A 16,911-nucleotide genomic window follows, 5' to 3' on the forward strand; every position below is an offset into this window, starting at 1 on the left:
GTAACGTAACTTCGTCAGCTCTTCCGCGTCTCTATTCGGATGTTTGCATAGTTTGCGGTAATAATGATTAGCGCACCTAACGAAACGTAAACATCAAGGACTTCGGAATACATCAATGCTCCTATTGCAGCAATAAGGGGTAGCCGAAGGAAATCTATGGGCATCACAATGGATGCTGGCGCGAGGGAAAGCGCGGTGGTCAGGCAGAAATGCGCGGTCACGCCGCAAATCGCGATGACCGTGACCAGCGGCAAGTTCGCGGCCGTCGGGACAGCGATATCCAAATCGATCCCCGCACAAATCAGACCGAAAACGAACTGCATGCCAGTGAGCCAGAACATGATGGACGTGATTCTCTCGGTCCGGGTCAGCAAGCGGGTGGTGACCGCTGACGCTGCAAAGCCGATGGCGGCCAGCGCAGGGGTCAGCTGGGCCCAGCCAATCGCGTTCACTCCGGGGCGGGTGATGACCAGAATACCGACAAAGCCCGCGATGCCCGCAATGACGCGGTTCTTGGTGAGCCGTTCGTTCAGGATGATCGCCGACATCAGCAAGGCCCAAAGCGGCGCACTGAATTCAATCGCGAAGACCTGCGCCAAGGGCACCACCGTGATCGCAAAGAACCACAGGTTTTGCGCGGTGAAATGGCAGAGATTCCGGACCAGATGCAGGGGCAGGCGGTCGGTTTTAATGTCGCCGCGGGTGCCCGCAAGGCTCGCCACTGCCAAGACAATTAGGAAGCCGATCAGGCTGCGGTAGAGCATGATCTCGAACGTATCAAGATTTGTGCTGACTTCGCGGCCGGCGATCGCCATGGCGCTAAAGGACAGGATGGCGCCGCTCATCCAGAGGCAACCGCGCAGAACCGGTGACACGTGCAAGTGCTCCTATAAGTTGGGGCAGGGTGTCCGGCATCTTTGCGCGCGGAGCGCGAAAGTAAAGTGTTGTGTGTTGGGGTTAGTGCAAGAACGCTCCGCCCAATTGTGGTGTCGCGCCAATCAGATCGGCCGCACTCCAGACTGTGGCGCGGCCCAGATTGAACCAAAAGGCCAACGCCTCTCGAACCACGAGGCGGGCGCTCATCTCGACACCGTCGGGGCGAAGGGTGCTGCTTTTGCAGACGCCCTCAACCGGCACGCCAGCCCAAGCAAAGCTTAGCGCCGCACGCCACAGGTGATAGCCATCGCTGACGAGGAGGACGTCTTTGCTGTCCTGAATGAATCGTGCAGAGTTGCGGGCGTTCTGAAGGGTCGAGCGGGAATTATCCTCGATTGTGATGGCGCTGGCGGGGACGCCTGCAGCCTCTGCCCGTGCGGCCATCTGGATCGCGGCAGCTGTGTGCACGCGGTTGTCGCTGACCCCGCCCGTCATGTGGAGATGGGGCGCAAGTCCCCGTTCGAACAGATCGATGGCCGCGTCCGTGCGCATTGCCGTATCGGGTCCCAGTACACCATGATCGCCAAGGCTGCCGCTGAGCACAACGATGGTGTCGTAGCGTGTGCTACCATCCAGCGCAAAGCAATCTCGGCTGAGCAGGGCAGACCCAAGCGCAACGCCTAGCCCGATCAGAGCGCAATAGGTGAACAGGCTAAAAAGGCGTCGCAGCATAGGGTGTTCAAAATCAAGGTGACCAGTATCCGGATATCTCTAACCGGAGAATGGATCAGTATTGTGACCAAATTCTTGCCAATCACGGCATGAAAAAGCCCGCCCCGAATGGCTCGGGACGGGTTCCGGATATCTAAGAGCGGGAGCGCCCCAGCGTAAAGCGATAAATGGTCGGCGCCTTACTGGTTTGCGGCCGCCGTGGTCTGGGTTCCGCCACACATCTGGACCACATCGTCGCGGATCATTCTGCTGAATTTCACCGAGCCCTGGTCGTTGAAGTGGCCGTTGTCTGCAAAATCTTCGTCCGAGAAGGCGTCGATATCGGGATAAATGAATCCCGCTCCGACGTCAGGCGCCAAATTGCCCACGAACTTATTAAAGCGATCCTGCAGCTGCCACGTGTCCCCGTCATAGACAAAGGGCAGCCAGCCGTAGATCCGTGTGGGATCTGTCAGGCGGGCTCGGTTCAGCATCTGCGCCACGAACACCGTCTTGATGCCCCGCGACTCGTTGATGGCGGCAATGCTGCGCACGTTGCGTTCTGCCACGCGGAACAGATCGTCATCGGCGGTCACGTCCTTGCCCACGGTGCCCTGAGCCTGCGGGAACGGCAGTTCATTGCGCATGAAGTACGCGGCCAACAAGTTTAGCGTCGGAGAGGGCGAGCCCAGACTGAAGCGGATTTTCTGCGCCCCGTATTGGGACAACAGGTGAAAGTCCGCATAGCCGTTGTCCAGCTTGTCAAAGCCGTAGTCGCGGATGTCGTTCCAACCCATGTAGTAGACAGCACAGAACGGCTCGGTCCCCGCGCGATCTTCGTAGAAGGTCGTTTGAACCACATGCTCGCTGCTGGAATAGCCCGGGACGCCGTTATTCGAAACCGAATATTCGGGGATCAGGGTGTCCAGTTGGCTGACCCATGTCGCGGCATCGCTGCTGACGCCAAGGTCATAGGTCGAAGACCCGCCGAACACAGCGACGTGTGGTTTTGCCGGATCAAAGGGCAGCGCGTTATTCCGCAGATGGTTCGCATTATGCGACACGGTCGGCGCGCTGTAATTCGCCACGGGCAAAGAGGCCAGAAGCGGGTGGAACTGATACCGGTCGCCTTCTTCGACAGGGAAGGTGGTCTCCATCCGTGTGGGGACGCCCGCCATCGCCAAGGCAAGAGGAATGTATCCCACTGCCAGTTCGACAAACAGGAACATCGACAGAACGGCGGACACCATGTGCCAGCTTTTGAACGAAGCCAGCAGAGCGAGCCCTGCCAGCACCATCAGGTAAACCTGCGCGTAGAACAGAACCTGTTCTCCGATTCCGACAAGTCGGAACAGCATCATCACCAGAACAACAAAAGCGAGCATCAAAGCGATGAAGGAGCCGATGAACCCTTTGTATTGGTTCTCTTTCTCGCTCCCCCAAGTCTTCTCAATCCAGCTCATAACGCTCCTCGTAGTTCTCTTTGAGCGCGGGGTCCTGTTCATCCTTCACCAGGAAGTAGTTGCCGACCGCCAGAACATCGAGCTCTGTTCCCATGAAGCATTTGAACGCATCGGTGGGGGTACAGATGATCGGCTCTCCGCGAACGTTGAACGATGTGTTCACCACCAGTGGGCAGCCGGTCTTGTCATAGAACTTCGAAATCACCGCGTGGTAGCGCGGGTTCGTGTCCTCGTGGACAGTCTGGATGCGGGCCGAATAGTCGACGTGGGTGATCGCCGGAACCGACGAACGGGGCACGTTCAGCTTTTCGATCCCGAAAAGTGCGTCCTCTTCTTCGGTCATCTTGCGGCGCTTGCTCTCCTGAACATCGGCGACGAGCAGCATGTAAGGGCTGTCGCTGTCGTGTTCGAACCACTCGTTCACATGCTCTCGTAGGACACTGGGGGCAAAGGGGCGGAAGCTTTCGCGATACTTCACTTTCAGGTTCAGCTGCTTTTGCATAACCGGCGAGCGCGGGTCCGCGATGATGCTCCGACCGCCCAAGGCGCGCGGACCGAATTCCATGCGGCCTTGCATCCAGCCAATCGCCTTTTCGTCCGCAAGCGCGCTGGCAACGCTGTCGATCAGACCGTCGTCGTCCATCTTGTGGAACTTGGCACCACACGCCAGAAGCTCGTTCTCGATCTCGGCATCTTCGTAGACCGGACCCAAATAGGCACCTTGCATCGCATCGCGGTCGTTCGACAGCGTGCGCTCTTTGGCATAGTCCTGATACCAGACCGCCAGCGCCGCACCGAGCGCACCGCCCGCGTCACCGGCGGCAGGCTGGATCCAGATGTTCTCGAAGATGTTTTCGCGCAGCAGAATGCCATTCGCCACACAGTTCAAAGCCACACCGCCTGCAAGGCAGAGGTTCTTTTCGCCGGTTTCTTCGGCAATGCCGCGCGCAATCTCGAGAACGATGTCTTCGGTGACTTTTTGCACCGAAGCTGCCAGATCCATTTCCCGCTGGGTCAGTTCAGTTTCCGAGGTCCGCGCAGGGCCCCCGAACAGATCGTCGAACTTCTTGTTGGTCATGGTCAGACCGGTCGCGTAGTCGAAGTAGCTCATGTCCAGCTGGAAGCTGCCATCTTCGGCCACGTGGATCAGATGTTCGCGGATCTTGTCGGCATAGACCGGCTCGCCATAGGGAGCGAGGCCCATCACCTTGTACTCACCGGAGTTTACCTTGAAACCCGTGTAGTAGGTGAACGCCGAATAGAGCAGACCCAAAGAATGCGGGAAGTGCAGTTCCTTGAGCACTTTCAGGTCTTTGCCCTTGCCGATTGCCAGCGACGTCGTGGTCCACTCGCCCACACCATCCAGCGTCAGCACTGCTGCGCTGTCAAAGGGCGAGGGGTAGAACGCACTCGCCGCGTGGGACAGGTGGTGTTCGGAGAACAGGATCCTGTCACGCCATTTGACGTCCTTGCCCAACGTGGCCTCGAGCTCTTTGGTCAGCATCGACTTCTGGAACAGTTTTTCCTTGATCCACAGGGGCATCGAGGTCCGGAAGCTTTTGAAGCCCTTGGGCGCGAAGGCCAAATAGGTCTCCAGTAGGCGTTCAAATTTCACAAAAGGCTTCTCGTAGAAGACGACTTTGTCCACGTCTGCGGCCGAAATCCCAGCTTCGGCGATGCAATACTGCACCGCCTTATGGGGGAATCCCGGATCGTGTTTCTTGCGTGTGAAACGTTCTTCCTGTGCTGCTGCGATGATCACGCCATCCTTCAGCAGGCAGGCCGCGCTATCATGGTAAAACGCGGAAATACCCAAAATATACATTGTAAGATCAGACCGAACTTAAAATAGGGTGTAAATAAACGGTGCCACAACCGAGCCCTGCGCCAGAATAAGCAGGCCGCCGAGAATGAACATCACAGTAATAATGGGAAGAAGCCAAAGTTTCTTTTTGGCCCCTAAAAAGGAATAGAGCTCGCCGATAAATTCCATAAAATTTCCCTCACTCCAAAAGTAACACTTGTTCATTAGAATTGATTTTTGAAAGATCCCTGTGCCGCATCGTCCGCGCGCACTTTCCAGTGGGATCCGCTGGTCTGCATTTTCAGACCCAGTTCGTCTCGGCCCATCGCCCGCATGATCATGCTGATCGGGGTGAAAAGACCGAAGTAAATAACGCCGAGGACAATTGGGCTGACGATCATCCCAAGCAGCAGCCCGAGCCCCATCCATGCCTTGTTTAAAGGCAGCAGAATGTCTGCTTTGACAAAAGAGATGATGAAAAATGCAATCGCCGCAACGACGGAGATAATTGCAAAGGTTGTCGCATCATGGGCGAAAAACCGCCATGCGACTACGATAAATACAAACGCGAAAAACAGGCCAAACTTTTTGTTTGACGGTAAATCAGTGTCAGGCAGTTTCATTGGCTTCCCTGAGATAGTGCTTTGCAAAATTTAAGTTTGCGCAGCTGCCAGTTAATTATTTCACTTTGATATAATTCGATCCAATGGATCATGTTTCAAATTCGTGCATCCAGATTATTGATCTTTTGAATCGCGGATTCAATCAGATTTAATGCCGCGGCTCATTTTCTGGGGGTCTGGAACCCCTGTAAAATAAAGTTTGGCTGCGCGATCATCTTTCAAAACGGCTACCTTTCCGGCTTGATTGAATTCTCACGGACGCGTGATCAGACTGCTGATTTTGCTTGAATAGATGGGATAGGCTGCCACGGGGTCGCGTAAGCAGACCTGCATGAGCTGTAGCAGCAGGTATCGCCAAAGACTCCGATTGTCAGAGTGCCGCAGAGCAACACGTCCTGAAAACTTTATCGGGGCGATGCTCAGAAATGCAGGATCATGCGCTGGCGAACCCGCCCTCAGATCGGCGGAGTGATTCCTACGATGCGAGACACGCAAGCAGAGGTCTGCCGACTTGGGGGATCAGTTTGAGCCTGCACCCCGCACTGCCGTTGTGAGCACGCTGGTGTGCGCCGACGCATAAGATCTTCGGGCGGACTTTTTTGTCGGTTGATTACGAGCAGACGCCAATGAAAAAGCCGCCCGTTTCGGGGCGGCTTTGACTTGGATTATTCCCACTCGATGGTGCCCGGAGGCTTCGAGGTGATGTCGTAGGTGCAGCGGTTGATGCCCTTAACCTCGTTGATGATCCGCGTGGCGGTTTCGCCAAGGAATTCGTGGGTGAAGGGGTAGTAATCCGCTGTCATGCCGTCGACCGAGGTTACGGCGCGCAGAGCGCAGGCGTAGTCGTAGGTCCGGCCATCGCCCATAACACCAACGGTGCGAACAGGAAGGATCGCCACGAAGGCCTGCCAGATGTCATCGTACAGACCGTGCTTGCGGATTTGGTCGATATAGACCGCGTCTGCCTTGCGCAGGATCTCCAGCTTCTCTCGGGTGATCTCGCCGGGGCAGCGGATCGCAAGACCCGGCCCAGGGAAGGGGTGACGACCGATGAAGCTGGCGGGCAGACCCAGTTCGCGGCCCAAAGCGCGGACTTCGTCTTTGAACAGCTCGCGCAGGGGCTCGACCAGTTTCAGGCCCATTTTTTCCGGCAGACCGCCCACGTTGTGGTGCGACTTGATGGTAACCGAAGGACCGCCCGAGAACGAGACCGACTCGATCACGTCGGGATACAGGGTACCTTGGGCAAGGAATTCGGCCCCTTCGATGGTGTCGGCGTGCTTCTGGAACACGTCGATGAAGAGCTTGCCGATGGTCTTGCGCTTGACCTCGGGGTCAGACACGCCTTCGAGCGCGCCGATGAACAGGTCAGCTTCGTCCGCGTGAATCAGCTTGATGTTGTAGTTGTCGCGGAACATTGCGACGACTTCTTCGGCTTCGTTCAGACGCAGAAGGCCGTGGTCCACAAACACACAGGTCAGCTGGTCGCCGATCGCTTCGTGCAGCAGGATCGCGGTGACCGAGCTGTCAACGCCACCCGACAGGCCGCAGATCACCTGCTTGTCGCCAACCTGCGCGCGGATCGCCTTGATGGCTTCTTCGCGGTAGGCGGCCATGGTCCAGTCACCGGTGAAACCCGCTTTGCGAACAAAGTTCTCGAGCATGATTTTGCCGTTCGGGGTGTGGTGCACCTCGGGATGGAATTGCACAGCGTAGAACTGGCGATCCTCGTCGGCGATCATGGCATACGGCGCGTTGGGCGAGGTCGCGACAATTTCAAAACCGGGGGCGATCTTGGTGACGCGGTCTCCGTGGCTCATCCAGACTTGTTCTTTGTTCTCTTGGGTAAAGAGACCGGCAAAGATGCCGTCCAGCTTGTGGCCTTCGGCCGGGGTCACAAAGGCACGGCCATATTCGGCGTGGTGGCCGCCTTCGACCTTGCCACCCAGCTGCTCCATCATGACCTGCTGGCCATAGCAGATACCAAAGATGGGCAGGCCCATCTCGAACAGTTCCTGAGGGGCGCGGGGGCTGCCGTCACGGGTGACGCTGTCAGGGCCGCCGGACAGGATGACGGCCTTGGGCGCGAGCTCGCGGATGCTGTCCGCGGTCACGTTCTGGTAGGGGCGAATTTCGCAGTAGACGTTCAGCTCGCGCAGGCGGCGCGCAATCAGCTGCGTGACCTGAGAGCCAAAGTCGATGATGAGGAGGGCTTCGTGCTGTGTCATGGCCACCCCTTAGGGCGAGATCACATTTTAGGCAAGGGGAAGCAGAGCGGGTTGTGATAGTGTTTTGGCATGTTCACGATCCCCAAATGTCGCTTTCGCGACGGAGAGGACGCAAACCTTGAATCCCTGCGGCGGTGACGCAGGGTATATACTGGTCCAAACATGCGCAGTTGCGCACGAATTGGAGGTTTCACGAATGACCGAGACAGCGACCCGCAAACGCGCACGTGGGGGTGGCGGCGCAGCCCGCCGGGCAGAACGCACCGCAGTCCGTATCGAAAGCGCCAAATTTATCGAACGCAATATCCCGCTGTTCGAGGTGCTGAACGAGGAAGCACTGGAAATCATCGAGTATAACGCCGACACCCTGCTCGAAGAGGTCGGCGTTAACTTCCCCGAGAACCCCAAAGCGCTGCAGCGCTGGCGTGATGCTGGTGCTGATGTGCAGGGTGATCGCGTGCGCATTCCCCGTGGTCTGGCCCGCAAGCTCTGCGAAACCGCACCGTCGAGCTACACCCAGCACGCTCGTAATCCTGAGCGGAACGTAGAAATCGGTGGCAAAAGCCTTGTTCTGGCGCCTGTCTACGGACCTCCCTTCGTGCGCGATCTCGAAGGCGGCCGCCGCTACGCGACCATGGAAGACTTCCGCAACTTCGTGAAACTTGGCTACATGTCCAAGTGGCTGCACCACTCGGGCGGCACCGTGTGCGAACCCACCGACGTGCCCGTGAACAAGCGTCACCTTGATATGCTGATGGCGCACATGACCCTGTCGGACAAGCCGTACATGGGCTCTGTGACCGAACCCAGCCGTGCGCGCGACTCGGTCGAGATGTCGGAAATCCTGTTCGGCAAGGAGTTCGTGCAGAACAACGCTGTTATGACCTCGCTCATCAACATCAACTCGCCGATGACCTTCGACGACGTGATGATGGGTGCGCTGGAGGTCTACGTCGAAGCGGGTCAGGGCTGCATTATTTCGCCGTTCATCGTGGGCGGTGCGATGGCGCCTGTCTCTGTGGCTGGCACGCTGACACAGGTTCTGGCAGAGGTTCTGGCCGGCATCGCCTACAGCCAGTTGATCCGTCAGGGCGCCCCTGTGATCTTTGGTACTTTTGTGTCGTCGATCGACATGAACTCTGGTGCACCGACCTTCGGCACCCCCGAAGCGAGCCTGATCCTGTATGGTGCAGGCCAGTTGGCGCGCCGTCTGGGTCTGCCGTTCCGTTCGGGTGGTAGCCTTTGTGGTTCTAAGCTGCCTGATGCGCAGGCTGCATATGAAACCGCGAACACCCTGAACGCGGCCCTGATGGGTGGCGTGAACTTTATGCTGCACTCGTGCGGTTGGCTCGAAGGTGGTCTGGTGTCATCCTACGAGAAGTTCGTAATGGATGCCGACCAGCTTGGCGTGCTGCACCGCATCGCCGAGGGCGTGAAGTTCGACGAGAACGCCCAAGCGATGGACGCTATTCGGGAAGTCGGCCCGGGTGGTCACTATCTTGGGTGTGCCCACACACAGGCGAACTTCAAAGACGCGTTCTGGCGCACCAATGTGCTGGACTACAAGCCCTTCGAGACATGGTACGAAGAAGGTGCGCGTGACACCCAGACGCTCGCCAGCATCAAGGTCAAGAAGTTGCTGTCCGACTATCAGCAGCCCGCGCTTGATCCCGCCATCAACGAGGCACTGGCCGCATATGTGGCCGAGAAGAAAGCCTCCATGCCGGACGCCTTTACCTGATCTTCGTCCTGCGCAGCCTCTCGTTGAGCGGCCTCGCACCTTAGGGCAATCAGCACCTCTACATGACGGGCAGCGCGATATTCCGCGTTGCCCGTTTTGCGTTGCGACTCCAGTTCTTGTTCTCGGTTCAGCAACAATTCCAGGATGACCTCATGTTTTTGGGGGATATCTGTGCCCAAAATTCGGGACAGATGACGACTCCGATCATACATTGCGGCCCCTGCACGGGCGGCACGAGCCAGCAGCTTGGGGCGGCGCAGGTTCTGTAGTTCTTGCGTAATATCAGTCATTTCGCGCTCTCTTTGATGTCTGGGGTCAGATCATCACAGCACGACTTCCGAGGTGTTGCGTCACCGTACGGAGGGGCGCACGGTGCCTTTAAGACTGTTTTCCAAATGGAAACAAAAAATGGCTTTGCAAAGGATTTTTAACGCATCGGTAACAGCTGTTCCAATACGTTAACCATGATCCCGCAGCCAGGTTGCCCTGCGCTCTCGACGAGACACACAAGGAGGTTCACATGCATTCGTCGCGCCCGTCCGGCTCTCTGGCCAACACGTTGCCCCAATGGGTGCCCAGTGGCGCACGTCGCTATTTGGCCCACACCGAAGAAGGGCTCTCGATCCGTGAACTGGCGCGAGCGGCAGGGTGTCATGCCTCGACCATTCTGCGCCAAGTCCAAAAGGTCGAAACGCGGCGCGACGATCCTCTGGTTGACGAAGTGCTCTTGCAGTTGGGCCATGCGCTGTCCGGCGCCAAAGACCCACACCCAGAGGAGGACACTGCCATGTCCCAAACCGCTTATCAGCCCGCTGTTCAACCAGACCCCGACACCCTGCGCCGCGAAGGCAAACGCATCCTGCGCCATCTGGCCGAGCGGGGCGCTGTGCTTGCCGTGGCAGAGGGAATGGAGAAAGCCGTCGTTGTGCGCAGCACGAATGGCGAAGCCCAGAACACCGCCGTCACTGATCGGGCGATTGCCCGCGCTCTGGCGCTCAAGGACTGGTTGGAATGCACGGATCCGGGCCGCATCTCCAAATATTGCATCACGCCCGAGGGGCGCGCCGCGCTCAAACGCATGTTGGCCGAGGACGAGAACCGTGCCAGCGGTTTTGCCGAAGCGCAGACCCCCTTTATGGCGCAGGCCGCCGGTGTTGCAGGCCCCTCCGAAGGGTCCGAGCGGCGCATGCGCTTTACCAGTTACGAGACCCCGTTGGCCGTGCTGGCGCGGCGCCGCGACAAAGACGGCTCGCTCTTCCTCGAAGAGGATCTGGTTCGCGCCGGTGAGCGCCTGCGAGAGGATTTCGAGCTGGCTCAGATGGGTAGGTCCGGCGATCAAGACTGGGAAAAGGTTCTGAGCGGTGCAGCACAGACCTCGTACCAAGGGGACGATATGGTCGGCTACAGCCCCGAAGCGGCCCGCGCCCGTGTCGCAGCAGCCCTGCGCGATCTGGGGCCCGGCCTTGGCGATGTGGTGCTGCGCTGCTGCTGCTTGCTCGAAGGGTTGGAAAATGCCGAAAAGCAGCTCGGTTGGTCAGCTCGATCTGGCAAAATTGTTCTTCGGATCGCGCTGCAACGGCTCAAGCGCTATTACCAACTCTTCGAGAGCTCGGGTCAGTTGATCGGCTAGCCGCCGACGACCCAGCCCACCCCATAAGCCACCCCTGCGCAAATGGCCCCAACGAGCACAGTCTCGCCCACCGCGCGCAGGGCAGGGTCCTCTGTCACCCGCCAACGCAGTAGCCCCAAAGCGATCAGGGCGCTCGCGGTGGTGGCCACCGACCCCCCCAGTGCCGCGTCGCCCACACCTCCCACAAAATAGGGCAGCAAGGGCAGGGAGCCGAATGCGACAAAGGCCAGAAAGGTCACCAGCCCACTGACCCAAGGGCTTTCCTGATCGGGATCGGTCATGCCGTGCTCAAAGGTCATGGCCAGATCCGCCAGTACATCTGGGTGACTTTCCAGAACTTCGGTCACCTGCGCGGCGTTCTGATCCGCCACACCGCGCGCCAGTAAGAACCGGCGCACTGTCGCGGCAGACCGCGTCCCTTCGAACTGGCTGCGGCGCGTACGATACATGGCGTGGCGCGACCGCAGGGACAGAAATTCGCCCAAGCCCATGCTGACCGCATCCGCAAACAGGTTCGCCAAACCAAACACCAGCACGGCGATTCCGCCGATCTGTGCCGTCCCGTCCGCTTGCGCCCCCGCAAATCCTGCGACAATGGCAAAGGTTGTGACAATTCCATCGTTCCCGCCAAACACGATTTGCTTCAGAAAGTCCCGCGTCCGCGCGATGCTTCTGCTTTCTGGTTTCTGTGGCGCTGTCTGCATTTGGGCTGTCCCTTTGGATGGCGTGCCCACAGTAAACTCATCCCCCGCGACCACAAGCGCGCGCTCTGGCACACCCCGTCAAAGAGCGATAATCTGTTCTTATGAAACTTACCCTTCGACAGCTAGAATACTTCATCGCTCTGGCCGAGATGCGCCACTTTGGTCATGCAGCGGCCAAGGTCCACATCAGCCAGCCTGCCTTGTCCGTGCAGATCAAGGAACTGGAGGCGACCCTTGGTGGCCCCTTGGTAGAGCGGCACGCGCGCGACCTGACCCTGACGCCCTTCGGGCGCCTTGCGCTGGAACAAGCCAAAGAGATTGTGGCGCAGGTGCGCGCTCTGGAGCATTCTGCCCGGTGGCGCGACGGCTTAGCCGGCAAACTGGTGATCGGAATGATTCCTACCGTCGCGCCCTATCTCTTGCCCTCGGCGCTGGCAGAGTTGCGCGCGCGCGACCTGAGCCTTGATGTTCAAGTCCAAGAGGCCAAGACGGCGCGCCTTCTGACGGCGCTTCAACAAGGGGAGCTCGATGCTGCTGTCATCGCCCTCCCAGCCGAGGCGACTGGTTTGGTCGAACGCCCCCTGTTCGAGGATCGCTTTCTTCTCGCAGGCTCTCACGCACGGATCGCGAACCTTGGCCAAAGCCTCGAAGAGTTGCGACCGGTTTCACTAGACCCAGACCAACTCCTTCTGCTCGAAGACGGCCACTGCCTCACGGACCAAGCGCTCGAAGTTTGCGGCCGCTCGAACCATCAAATCAATATGGGTGCGTCATCTCTCGCGACTCTGTCCAGAATGGTGGCAGCCGGGTTTGGCCTGACGCTCTTGCCTGAGATTGCAGCCGTCACCGAATGCCGCGCTGCGCCAGACATGGCGCTCTCGCGCTTTCATGGGCCCGAGCCAAATCGGACCATCGGCCTTGTGCGTCGTGACGTGGCCGGGGACGATGGCTGGTTCACGGAACTCGGCGATATCCTGACACGCGTGGGCGAAGAGCTGGTTCACGACGCCCGCGCTGCCTTCTAGGCTTCTTTTTGCTCTAAATACGCAAACGCCCTGCGCTCCGCTCAGGAGCGCAGGGCGCAAACAATCAGGAACGCCGATTACTCAGCTGCGACGGGCTTCGACGCGTTTTCCAGATAGGCCAGCAGGGTCTCGGGCGAGCTCTCGCCATAGGGATCCTCGCCAAAGTTGTCGCAACGGCCGGGCTCTTCGAACCATGCTTCGATGATGCCGTCGTTTACGACAGCGGCATAGCGCCACGAACGCATGCCAAAGCCAAGGTTCTCTTTGGCGACAAGCATGCCGATCTTGCGGGTGAATTCGCCCGAGCCATCGGGGATGACTTTGACGTTTTTGATGTCCTGCATCTGGGCCCACTTGTTCATGACAAAGCTGTCATTCACGGACATGCAGTAGATCTCGTCGACACCCAGGTCCTGGAATTTGGCAAAGTTCTCTTCGAAACCGGGCAGCTGGTAGGTCGAGCAGGTGGGGGTGAACGCGCCGGGCAGCGAGAACAGGATCACGCGCTTGCCAGCGAAGTAGTCGGCAGTGGTCTTGTCTTCCCAGCGGAAGGGGTTGGGGCCACCAACAGCTTCGTCGCGTACGCGGGTGTGGAAGGTGACTTCGGGCAGACGGATGCCAGGCTTCATGTCGGTCTCTCCGTAGAGTTGGGGAAGGGAGGTATGCTGCGACGCAGTGCTGCGCCTGCAGCAAGAAATAGAATCGTTCCAAGTCGGGTGCAATCCCGTCTGTGGCAATTTCGAGCCACACCCCAATTCTCACGCAAAAGCGAAGGGTTATGCCCGCGAGACTTTGGGATTTTGCCATAAAAACATGCAGCTTCGGGCAGCTATTCGCGTAACGCAAACGCGCGATGCGTCACATGCAAACCACGTGGACAGAACTGGAACTTTCATCAAACGCGCACTAAAGTAGGACAACGCAACAAAACCCCGTCTGGAGTCACCCCGTGCGAGACCTCAAGATCCCCAGCCAGCGCCACCCCGAAAAGGCGCACCGCCCTGACAACGCTCAGCCCAAGAAGCCAGAGTGGATCCGCGTCAAGGCACCCACGAGCGAGGGATACCGCGAGACCCACAAAATCATGCGCGACCATGGACTGGTCACCGTCTGCGAGGAGGCGGGTTGCCCCAACGTCGGGGAATGCTGGTCGCAGGGTCACGCCACCATGATGATCATGGGCGACATCTGTACCCGCGGTTGTTCGTTCTGCAACATCGCGACAGGTCGTCCCGATGCGCTGGACGTGTTCGAACCAGGCCGCGTCGCAGATGCCGTTCAAAAGCTGGGGCTCAATCACGTGGTCATCACCTCGGTGGACCGCGACGATCTGGAGGACGGCGGGGCAGAGCATTTTGCCCAGACCATCCGCGCCGTGCGCCATCGCAGCCCGACCACCACAATTGAAATTCTAACGCCGGACTTCCTGAAATGTGATCCGTCGGTGCTCGAGGCGGTCGTTGCTGCAAAGCCCGACGTGTTCAACCACAACCTTGAAACTGTTCCCGGCCAGTACCCCACCGTGCGTCCCGGTGCGCGCTACTTCCACTCGCTGCGCCTGCTTCAACGCGTCAAAGAGATCGACCCGACCATCTTTACTAAGTCGGGCATTATGGTCGGCCTTGGCGAAACCAACGAACAGGTCCGCCAGGTCATGGATGACATGCGCGCCGCTGACGTGGATTTCCTGACCATCGGCCAGTACTTGCAGCCGACGCCCAAGCACCACGCTGTCGACCGTTTTGTGACCCCAGAGGAGTTCGCAGCCTACGAGAAAGCTGCGTGGGCCAAGAACTTCTTGATGGTGTCGGCGACACCGCTGACCCGTTCAAGCTACCATGCGGGTGACGACTTTGCGCGCCTGCGCGAAAACCGCCTGAAGAAATTGGCCGAGGCCTGATTTTCAGAAAGATCGACGTTCGAACGGGGCCCGCTTTGGCCCCGTTTTGCATTTCCCCTCAGGGCAAGGCCAGCAAGTAGGCGGCGATCGCGTCGCGGTCTTCGTCGGGCAGCTTTGATGTGTTCTCGATCACCAAGGCCATGTGGCCGCCAGCGCTGTCATAATCAGGGGTGAAGCCAGAGGACAGATAGTAGGCGATATCCTCTTTGCTCCAGTTCAGTATGCCGCGGGTGATGCCGGGAATTTCGCCTTTGCCCGACGGGTTGGGTGCGCCCTGTAGCCACGCTGACCGGTCCAGCCCGCCGAACTGGTCACGCGGAGTGTGACACTCGCCGCAATGGCCCATCGCCTCGACCAGATAGCGTCCGCGCTCGATTTCACTGCCCGGGGTGTTTGTCACCACGTAACTGTCCTTGAGATACAGCTGCTTCCACAATCCAAGGCTGCGCCGGATGTTGAAGGGGAACGGCATATCGTGGTCTGCGTTTTCCTGCGACGAGGCGGGCAGGGTGTCCATATACGCCTTGAGATCGACGATGTCTTGCGCGGCCATGTGGGTGTAGGACGTGTAGGGGAAGGCCGGATAGTAATGCTGGCCCTTTGGCGACACGCCCTTTTGCAGCGCGGTCGCGAATTCGGTTACCGTCCATCCACCAATGCCATGCTCCGGATCGGTCGAGATGTTCGGCACCACAAAGGACCCAAAGGGCGACGGCAATTCCATGCCGCCAGTCAAGACAGTCTTTTCCTTGGTCTCTTCGTTCATGTGGCACGAGGCGCAACCCGCGGCCAAAAAAACTTGCTCGCCATGGGTGGCGTCGCCGGTCAAGCCCTCAAAATCAGAGGGGTCGGCATGAATTGGACGAGAGAGCCACCAAGCGGTGCCTCCCCCGAGGATGGCCAGAATTGCGGCCGTTTTGAGTAGTTTGGACATCGGTCTTTACTGCGGTGCGCGGTAGGTCTCGTGGCAGGATTTGCAGGCCCCGCCCAATGCGCCCATCGCAGGCCCCATCGCGTCGGTGCCAGTGGCGGCAGCGGTTTGCATTTGCGCCGCAACCTCGCCAAAGGCGGCCCACTTGGCGGCAAAATCATCGGGGTTTTCCCAAATGGCGGGCAGGGCGCGGGTGCCATCGACGCTCATTTCATCGGACCCTTCGGCAAAGAGCGTGGGCTGGTGCACCATGGAAATCCCTACCAGACTTTCCGCTGCTGCTTGCGCGGCGGTCGCGTCATATTCAGTGGCGCCTTTGACCATGTCCCCCAGAACCCCAAGGTTCAGGGCCATGATCCGGAATTGGCCTTGGCGTGCCTTGAGCTGGGCCGACATGTCCTGCGCGGCGGCAGGCAAGGCGAGGGTCGCGCTGAGTGCAATAGTGGTCAGTAAAGTTTTCATGAAAATCTCCTCTTCTGACCAGAAGGCTAGCACAGAGGAGCGGCAATCCGGCCCGCGAACTCTGTGATGTTTTTCACAGTCGCGTTAGAATTTTGGCGCGCCGCCGCGCAGGTTTCCGTTGGTGGTGAGCCAGTCGGGCCAACCGAAAAAGAATTCGATCCCGACGATGATCAAGCACAGGGCGATGATGCCAAGAACCAGTTTGACCCGTTGGGGCGACGGAGGGTTCCGCGCCCATTTCGACATGCGGACCAGCCAGATCAGGTTCATTCGGGGAACCTGACTTTGCCGATATAGCCAAGGTTCCGGTTGCGCTGCGCATAGTCGATCCCGTAGCCCACAACAAATTCGTCTGGAATTTCAAAACCAATATAGTCCGCCTTGAAATCCACCTCGCGCCGCGAGGGTTTATCCAAAAGAGCGATTGTTTTCAAACGCTTGGGCTTGCGCGATTTCAGCAGGGAAATCACGTGCGACAGGGTGTATCCGGTGTCCACGATATCCTCGACCACCAGCACATCGCGCCCTTCGATCTGGCCGCGCAGATCCTTGAGGATGCGGACTTCCCGCGAGCTGACCATCTCGTTGCCATAGGAACTGACCTCCATGAAATCGACCTCGACCGGCAGGTCCAGCTCTCGGGCAAGGTCCGCGATGAACACGAAGCTGCCCCGCAACAGACCGATAACGACGACCTGTTCGGTGTCTGCGTATTCCTGTGAAATTTCCTTGGCCAGCTCTTCGATCCGGGCGGCAATCGCCTTGGCCGAGATCATTTCATCGATGACATATGGACGCGACACAGGAGATCCC

General features: G+C 58.7%; 18 protein-coding genes. 4 read left to right on the forward strand and 14 right to left on the reverse strand.

The window, feature by feature from the left end:
• Positions 1–14: 14 nt before the first annotated feature.
• From BM225_RS11395 to guaA, 7 genes are all read right to left on the reverse strand, one after another.
• Complete coding sequence (locus BM225_RS11395; RefSeq protein WP_245780463.1) at positions 15–875, reverse strand: DMT family transporter; 861 nt, start codon at positions 873–875, stop codon at positions 15–17.
• An 82-nt stretch (positions 876–957) separates the two neighbouring features.
• Positions 958–1,608, reverse strand: coding sequence for a YdcF family protein (locus BM225_RS11400; protein WP_072706517.1), 651 nt, complete (start codon positions 1,606–1,608; stop codon positions 958–960).
• Positions 1,609–1,787: 179 nt separating this feature from the next.
• A complete protein-coding gene (locus BM225_RS11405) occupies positions 1,788–3,050 on the reverse strand; it encodes a hypothetical protein (RefSeq protein ID WP_072706516.1) in 1,263 nt (420 codons plus the stop codon).
• Positions 3,037–4,875, reverse strand: a complete 1,839-nt coding sequence (locus BM225_RS11410) for a carbamoyltransferase family protein (protein WP_072706515.1) — start codon at positions 4,873–4,875, stop codon at positions 3,037–3,039. The genes BM225_RS11405 and BM225_RS11410 overlap by 14 nt, the downstream gene beginning before the upstream one ends.
• Positions 4,876–4,893: 18 nt before the next feature.
• On the reverse strand, positions 4,894–5,043 hold the full coding sequence (locus BM225_RS21820; RefSeq protein WP_092464421.1) for a DUF5989 family protein: 150 nt from the start codon (positions 5,041–5,043) through the stop codon (positions 4,894–4,896).
• Positions 5,044–5,078: 35 nt separating this feature from the next.
• Complete coding sequence (locus tag BM225_RS11420) at positions 5,079–5,477, reverse strand: SxtJ family membrane protein (RefSeq protein WP_072706513.1); 399 nt, start codon at positions 5,475–5,477, stop codon at positions 5,079–5,081.
• Positions 5,478–6,142: 665 nt separating this feature from the next.
• A complete protein-coding gene (gene guaA / locus BM225_RS11425; RefSeq protein ID WP_072706512.1) occupies positions 6,143–7,705 on the reverse strand; it encodes a glutamine-hydrolyzing GMP synthase in 1,563 nt (520 codons plus the stop codon).
• 196 nt (positions 7,706–7,901) lie between these two features.
• On the opposite strand from guaA, the gene BM225_RS11430 reads away from it, so the two are divergent.
• On the forward strand, positions 7,902–9,446 hold the full coding sequence (locus BM225_RS11430; RefSeq protein ID WP_092464400.1) for a trimethylamine methyltransferase family protein: 1,545 nt from the start codon (positions 7,902–7,904) through the stop codon (positions 9,444–9,446).
• Here the strand turns inward: BM225_RS11430 and BM225_RS21585 are convergent.
• On the reverse strand, positions 9,356–9,736 hold the full coding sequence (locus tag BM225_RS21585; RefSeq protein WP_072706510.1) for a DUF6477 family protein: 381 nt from the start codon (positions 9,734–9,736) through the stop codon (positions 9,356–9,358). The genes BM225_RS11430 and BM225_RS21585 overlap by 91 nt on opposite strands.
• 230 nt (positions 9,737–9,966) lie before the next feature.
• Here BM225_RS21585 and BM225_RS11440 point away from each other — a divergent pair, with 230 nt between their 5' ends.
• On the forward strand, positions 9,967–11,076 hold the full coding sequence (locus BM225_RS11440) for a DUF6456 domain-containing protein (RefSeq protein WP_072706509.1): 1,110 nt from the start codon (positions 9,967–9,969) through the stop codon (positions 11,074–11,076).
• On the opposite strand, the gene BM225_RS11445 is transcribed toward BM225_RS11440, so the two are convergent.
• Entirely contained in the window at positions 11,073–11,780 is a 708-nt protein-coding gene (locus BM225_RS11445) for a VIT1/CCC1 transporter family protein (protein ID WP_072706508.1), read from the reverse strand. The genes BM225_RS11440 and BM225_RS11445 overlap by 4 nt on opposite strands.
• 101 nt (positions 11,781–11,881) lie before the next feature.
• Here BM225_RS11445 and BM225_RS11450 point away from each other — a divergent pair, with 101 nt between their 5' ends.
• The gene (locus BM225_RS11450) at positions 11,882–12,805 is read left to right on the forward strand and encodes a LysR substrate-binding domain-containing protein (RefSeq protein ID WP_072706507.1); all 924 of its coding nucleotides are present in this window, start codon (positions 11,882–11,884) and stop codon (positions 12,803–12,805) included.
• A gap of 77 nt (positions 12,806–12,882) precedes the next feature.
• Here BM225_RS11450 and BM225_RS11455 read toward each other — a convergent pair whose 3' ends face one another.
• Positions 12,883–13,434 (reverse strand): peroxiredoxin, encoded by a 552-nt coding sequence (locus BM225_RS11455; protein ID WP_072706506.1) that lies wholly within the window; start codon positions 13,432–13,434, stop codon positions 12,883–12,885.
• Between the two features lie 320 nt (positions 13,435–13,754).
• On the opposite strand from BM225_RS11455, the gene lipA reads away from it, so the two are divergent.
• Entirely contained in the window at positions 13,755–14,705 is a 951-nt protein-coding gene (gene lipA / locus BM225_RS11460) for a lipoyl synthase (protein WP_072706505.1), read from the forward strand.
• 58 nt (positions 14,706–14,763) lie between these two features.
• Here lipA and BM225_RS11465 read toward each other — a convergent pair whose 3' ends face one another.
• The 4 genes from BM225_RS11465 to hpt all read right to left on the reverse strand — a co-directional run bounded on the left by BM225_RS11465 (position 14,764) and on the right by hpt (position 16,874).
• The gene (locus tag BM225_RS11465) at positions 14,764–15,639 is read right to left on the reverse strand and encodes a cytochrome c (protein WP_072706504.1); all 876 of its coding nucleotides are present in this window, start codon (positions 15,637–15,639) and stop codon (positions 14,764–14,766) included.
• A gap of 6 nt (positions 15,640–15,645) precedes the next feature.
• The gene (locus tag BM225_RS11470; RefSeq protein ID WP_072706503.1) at positions 15,646–16,098 is read right to left on the reverse strand and encodes a c-type cytochrome; all 453 of its coding nucleotides are present in this window, start codon (positions 16,096–16,098) and stop codon (positions 15,646–15,648) included.
• 84 nt (positions 16,099–16,182) lie between these two features.
• Positions 16,183–16,368, reverse strand: a complete 186-nt coding sequence (locus BM225_RS11475) for a hypothetical protein (RefSeq protein WP_072706502.1) — start codon at positions 16,366–16,368, stop codon at positions 16,183–16,185.
• Positions 16,365–16,874, reverse strand: coding sequence for a hypoxanthine phosphoribosyltransferase (gene hpt / locus BM225_RS11480; protein ID WP_072706705.1), 510 nt, complete (start codon positions 16,872–16,874; stop codon positions 16,365–16,367). Before hpt ends, BM225_RS11475 begins: the two co-directional genes overlap by 4 nt.
• Between the last annotated feature and the right edge of the window lie 37 nt (positions 16,875–16,911).

The organism is Donghicola eburneus, assembly GCF_900115865.1.
Taxonomy (GTDB): domain Bacteria; phylum Pseudomonadota; class Alphaproteobacteria; order Rhodobacterales; family Rhodobacteraceae; genus Donghicola; species Donghicola eburneus.